Source organism: Streptomyces sp. NPDC048483, assembly GCF_040651455.1.
Lineage (GTDB): Bacteria > Actinomycetota > Actinomycetes > Streptomycetales > Streptomycetaceae > Streptomyces.
Genome location: NZ_JBEZJZ010000211.1, coordinates 1 through 5799 on the forward strand (window position 1 = coordinate 1; position 5799 = coordinate 5799).

Consider the following 5799-nt stretch of genomic DNA (forward strand, 5'->3'; position numbering starts at 1 on the left):
GTCGAATAGCCGCCGATGGGGCGGTAGCGCTCCTCGTAGAGGCCGACATGGCGCAGCGTGTCGGCGGTGCTCCTCCCAGGTGAGGTGGGCGGCCTTGGGCATGAGCTGGTTGGCCTTGACCAGGGCTATCTCGGCCAGGCCGCCGAAGTTGGTCTCGAAGCCCCAGATCCGCTGGGCCGGGTCGAGCATGGTGTCGTCGTGTCCGTCCGGGCTCTCGAGCTCCACCGACAGGCAGTGCGCCACGACCTCGTCGCCGGGCTTCCAGACGTTCACCCCCGGGCCGGTGCGCAGCACCACGCCGGCCAGGTCGGAGCCGAGGATGTGGTACGGCAGGTCGTGCCGCTTGGCGAGCGGCGAGGTGCGCCCGTAGCGCTCCAGGAAGCCGAAGGTCGGCAGCGGCTCGAAGAGGGACGACCACACCGTGTTGTAGTTGACCGAGCTGGCCATCACCGCGACCAGCGCTTCGCCGGGGCCCAGTTCGGGCATCGGCACCTCGTCGACGCGCAGCGACTTGCGCGGATCCTTGTCCGCGCCGGTCATGCCGCGGAACATCTCGGTGTCCTCTTTGTGGACGGTCACGGCCCGGAAGGACTCGGGCAGGGGAAGCGCGGCGATGTCCTCGGGGGTGCGGTCGGGCGCGCTGATCGCGGCCAGCAGCGCGTTCAGGGCATGGCTGTCGGGCATGGTGGATCGGCTCCTTTCGAGCGATTCGTCAGGTCGTGCGGTGCGGGGCGGTGCGGGGCGGTGCGGCGCGCCGGCGTGGGGACGACGGCGTGGGGACGACGGAAACAACGTCTTGGACCGGGCCGGTTCAGCGTGGCGAGGCACCCTCCAGCCCGGCACCGGGCCCCACAGCGTCGTGCAGACGGGCGTAGGCCCCCGCGGCGGCCAGGAGTTGGTCGTGGGTGCCTTGCTCGACGATGCGGCCGCCTTCCATGACGAGGATCAGGTCCGCGTCGCGGATGGTGGAGAGGCGGTGGGCGATGACGAAGCTGGTGCGGCCCGCGCGCAGCGAGTGCATCGCGCGTTGGATGAGGGCCTCCGTGCGGGTGTCGACGGAGCTGGTCGCCTCGTCCAGGAGCAGGATCGAGGGCCGCGCCAGGAAGGCCCGTGCGAGGGTGATGAGCTGCTTCTCGCCCGCGCTGACGTTGGTCGACTCCTCGTCCAGGACGGTGTCGTAGCCGTGCGGCAGGGTGCGGATGAAGCGGTCGGCGCACGTGGCGCGGGCGGCGGCCACGATCTCCTCGCGTGTGGCGTCGGGGCGTCCGTAGGCGATGTTCTCGGCGATGGTGCCGGAGAAGAGCCAGGCGTCCTGGAGCACCAGGCCGATGTGGGAGCGCAGGTCCTCGCGGGTCAGGGTGGTGATATCGGTGCCGTCGAGGAGGATGCGCCCCCCGTCGGTTTCGTAGAAGCGCATGAGGAGGTTGCCCAGGGTGGTCTTGCCCGCGCCGGTCGGACCGACGACCGCCACGGTCCGGCCGGGTTCGACGGTGAGGGAGAGGTCCTCGATGAGGGGGGTGCCGGGGGAGTAGCGGAAGCAGACCTTTTCGAACTGGACTTTTCCGTCGGCCTTGTGGAGTCGCGCGGGGCGGTCGGGGTCGGGTCCCTGCTCGTCCGCGTCCAGGAGGTCGTGGATCCGCTCCGCGGAGGCGAGGGCGGACTGCAGGCGGGCGGCGATGCCGGCGACCTCGACGATCGGCTGGCTGAACTGCCGGGAGTAGAGGACGAACGCCTGGACGTCGCCGACGGACAGGGCCCCGGCGACCACGCGCAGCGCGCCGACGACCGCCACGACGACATAGCCGAGGTTGGCGACGAACATCATCGACGGCTCGATGGCGCCGGAGACGAACTGGGCCTGTGCGCCGGCGCGGTAGAGGGCTTCGTTGTGCTCGTCGAAGGCGCGCTCGGCCTGCTCGCGCCGCCCGAAGCCCTTGACCAGCGCGTGACCGGTGTAGACCTCCTCGACGTGGGCGTTCAGCGCTCCGGTGACGGACCATTGACGGGCGAACCGCGGTTGTGCGCGCTTGCTGATCCAGGCCGCGAGCACGGCGGACACCGGTACGCAGGCCACCATGATCAGTGCCAGCAGCGGCGAGATGACGAGCATCAGCACCAGCATGCTCAGTACGGAGAAGACCGCTGTGATCAGCTGGCTGAGGGTCTGCTGGAGGGTCTGCTGGAAGTTGTCGACGTCGTTGGTCACCCGGCTGAGCACCTCACCCGCCGGGTGGCGATCGAAGTACCGCAGCGGCAGGCGGGCGAGCTTGGCCTCCACGGACTGGCGCAGCGCGAAGACCACACGCTGCACGACGGCCGAGACCAGTCGCCCCTGGAGGAGGGTGAGGAAGGAGGCGGCGGCGAAGAGCACCAGCGCGATCAGCAGCACACGGGCGATCCCGTCGAAGTCGACCCCGCCGGATCCACGGGGGTGCCGGATGCCGTCGAAGACGAGGTCCGTGGCCTTGCCGAGGAGCATCGGGCCCGCCGCGTTGAGCGCGACGCCGCCGATGCCGAGGGCGACCGCCACGGCGACCAGGGCACGGTGTGGTCGCAGCAGTGCCAGCGTGCGGCGGGCAGGGCCGCGCCGCCCGCGGCTAGAGCTGTCCGCCGAGACCATGGACAGCCTCCTGAGGGGTCGTGGCGGTTCCGGCGTCCGGGCCGGAGCCGCCGTAGTGGCCGGTGATCGCGGTGAGTTGGGACCGGGCGATGTCCCGATACGCCGTACTGGTGCGCAGCAGCTCCTCGTGCGTTCCGGTGGCGGCCATTCGACCCGCGTCCAGGACAACGATGCGCTGTGCGTGCTGGACGGTGCTGACGCGCTGGGCGACGGTGAGCACCGTTGCCCGGGAGATCTCCGGTTCCAGGGCGGCCCGCAGCGCGGCGTCCGTGGCGTGGTCCAGCGCGGAGAAGCAGTCGTCGAAGAGATAGATGTCCGGCCTGCGCAGCAGGGCGCGGGCGATCGCCAGGCGCTGCCGCTGCCCGCCGGACACATTGGTGCCGCCCTGCGTGATCGGCGAGTTCAGCCCCTGCGGCAGGCGCTCAACGAAATCTCGGGCCTGCGCGATCTCCAGCGCGTGCCAGAGCTCGTCGTCGGAGGCGTCGGGGTTGCCGAAGCGCAGATTGCCGGCGAGGGTGCCGGAGAAGAGGTACGCCCGCTGCGGGACGAAGCTGACGGTGCGGCGCAGCACCTCCGAGTCCAGTGTGCGTACGTCGACGCCGCCCACGTGGACGCAGCCCTCGGTGGCGTCGAAGTGCCGCAGCACGAGGTTGAGCAGGGTGGTCTTGCCGCTGCCGGTGCTGCCGAGGATCGCCACCGTCTCGCCGGGGCCGGCGCTCAGATCGATCCCGCTCAGCACCGGCTCCTGCGCTCCCGGATACCTGAACCCGGCGCCGTTCAGGGACAGTTGACCGGTCGCGGGCACGGCGCGTACGGGCCGCGGCGGTGTCGTCACGCTCGGCTCGGTCGCCAGCACCTGCTGGATGCGCTCGGCCGAGACCCTCGCCCGTGGCATCGCCAGACACACGAACGTCACCATCACCACCGACATCAGGATCAGCGTCAGATAGCTCAGAAACGCGCTGAGCGCACCGAACCGCATCGCTCCGGCGTCGATGCGGTGGGCGCCGAACCACACCACAGCCGCCATGAAGGCGTTCAGGACCAGCAGCACGACGGGGACGATGGTGGCCAGCAGCCGGCCGACGTGCAACGAGATGTCACACAATTCGGAATTGGTTCGGCCGAATCTCGCGCCTTCGTGGCCGTCGCGCACAAAAGCCCGTACGACGCGGACTCCCGTGATGCGTTCGCGCAGCAGGCCGTTGATGCGGTCCAGGTATTTCTGCATCCGTTCGTAGAACGGATCGGTGCGGCCGAGAATGAGGCCGAATGACATTCCGAGGGCCACCATCAGTGCCACCAGGAGCAGCGTGAGCGGAATGTCCTGCTGGAGTGCGAGCGCGATGCTGCCCAGACACATCAGGGGCGCCGACACGACGACGCCGAACGCGGAAAGCGCCAGCATCTGTACCTGCTGGACATCGTTGACGGTACGCGTCATCAGCGACGGAGTGCCGAACTGCCCGACCTCACGGGCCGAGAAGTCCAGCACCCGGCGGAAGACGGCCGAGCGCAGGTCGCGGCCCATCGCCATGGCCGTACGCGCGCTCAGCGACACCGCACCCACGGACGCCGCGACCTGTACGAGCGCCACGGCCAGCATGCCCAGGCCGGTCCGGGTGATGTAGCCGCTGTCGGCCTTGACCACGCCGTTGTCGATGACCGCGGCGCCCAGCGTCGGCAGGGCCAAGGTGGCCATGATCTGCGCCAGTTGCAGCAGTCCCAGCAGGACGACGAAGCGCCGGTGGGGACGGAGTCGGGTTCGGAGAAGTCTGAGCAGCACCGGGCGACGCTCCAGGAGACGGGCAGGTCCGGTCGGTGGCGCGGATGAGGCGCCCACCGGGCCTGGACGGGGCACACCTGGACAGTGCAGCGCACCGCACACAGGAAAATCCGTAGTGTCCCGGTGGCGGGGTGCCGCGGGCCGCACCGGATGCGGCGACATTTCTCGCACAGGCCATGAACGCACGGTGGTGGGGACTCCGGAATTCCGTAGTGTTTCCGGAATTTCTTGACACCGCTACCGGCCGCTTGCAAGCGTGCGCTTATCCCGGCGTCCGGACCGCGGCGCTTTCGGCGCCATTCGGCGCCAAGTGGCCAAGTAGCCAACAGTTCAAGTAACCAACAGTTCAAGTAGCAGACTCGGCTCTGCGTTTGGGCGGTCTGTTCTGTGCGGAGGAAAGGAATGAGATGTCCAAGCGTGCGCTGATCACCGGAATTACCGGGCAGGACGGCTCCTATCTGGCCGAGCACCTGCTCGCGCAGGGGTACCAGGTGTGGGGCCTGATGCGGGGTCAGGCGAATCCCCGAAAGTCGCGGGTCAGCCGGCTCGTCTCCGATCTGTCCTTCGTCGACGGCGACTTGATGGACCAGGCCAGCCTGGTGTCAGCTGTCGACAAGGTGCAGCCCGACGAGATCTACAACCTCGGTGCGATCTCCTTCGTGCCGATGTCCTGGCAGCAGGCCGAACTCGTCACCGAGATCAACGGCATGGGCGTGCTGCGCATGCTGGAGGCGATCCGCATGATCAGCGGCCTGAACGGCTCGCGGGGCGGCGACGGTGGTCAGATCCGCTTCTACCAGGCGTCCTCGTCGGAGATGTTCGGCAAGGTCGCCGAGACCCCGCAGTGCGAGACCACCATCTTCCGGCCGCGCAGCCCCTACGGCGTGGCGAAGACCTACGGGCACTTCATCACCCGCAACTACCGTGAGTCCTTCGGCATGTACGCGGTCTCCGGCATGCTGTTCAACCACGAATCCCCGCGCCGTGGAGCGGAGTTCGTGACCCGGAAGATCTCGCTCGCGGTAGCCCGCATCAAGCTCGGCTACCAGGACAAGATGTCCCTGGGCAACCTCGACGCCGTGCGCGACTGGGGCTTCGCCGGAGACTACGTTCGCGCCATGCACCTGATGCTGCAGCAGGACGAGCCGGGCGACTACGTGATCGGCACCGGCCAGATGCACTCGGTCCGCGACGCCGTCCGCATCGCCTTCGAGCATGTGAACCTGAACTGGGAGGACTACGTCAGCATCGACCCCTCGCTGGTGCGCCCGGCTGAGGTGGAGATCCTGTGCGCGGATGCCGAGCGCGCCCGCACCCAGCTGGGCTGGGAGCCCACCGTCGACTTCCCCGAACTGATGCGCATGATGGTCGACTCCGATCTGCGCCAGGCGTC

Annotated in this window: 4 protein-coding genes; 1 reads left to right on the forward strand and 3 read right to left on the reverse strand. The window is 68.9% G+C overall.

Annotated elements, in window-relative coordinates; translation table 11 throughout:
• The 3 genes from AB0D04_RS42045 to AB0D04_RS42055 all read right to left on the reverse strand — a co-directional run.
• The coding region (locus AB0D04_RS42045; RefSeq protein ID WP_362712706.1) for an alcohol dehydrogenase catalytic domain-containing protein at positions 1-684 on the reverse strand (684 nt) is incomplete at its 3' end.
• A gap of 127 nt (positions 685-811) precedes the next feature.
• Positions 812-2620, reverse strand: a complete 1809-nt coding sequence (locus AB0D04_RS42050; protein ID WP_362712708.1) for an ABC transporter ATP-binding protein — start codon at positions 2618-2620, stop codon at positions 812-814.
• On the reverse strand, positions 2598-4406 hold the full coding sequence (locus AB0D04_RS42055; RefSeq protein WP_362712710.1) for an ABC transporter ATP-binding protein: 1809 nt from the start codon (positions 4404-4406) through the stop codon (positions 2598-2600). The genes AB0D04_RS42050 and AB0D04_RS42055 overlap by 23 nt, the downstream gene beginning before the upstream one ends.
• A 407-nt stretch (positions 4407-4813) precedes the next feature.
• Between AB0D04_RS42055 and AB0D04_RS42060 the strand changes: the two genes are divergently transcribed.
• Positions 4814-5799: GDP-mannose 4,6-dehydratase (locus tag AB0D04_RS42060; protein ID WP_362712712.1), on the forward strand; the 986-nt coding region annotated here is incomplete at its 3' end.

Bases quoted from the DNA above. Each gene is read 5' to 3' on its own strand.
- AB0D04_RS42050 (WP_362712708.1), bottom strand. From the start codon at position 2,620: ATGGTCTCGGCGGACAGCTCTAGCCGCGGGCGGCGCGGCCCTGCCCGC.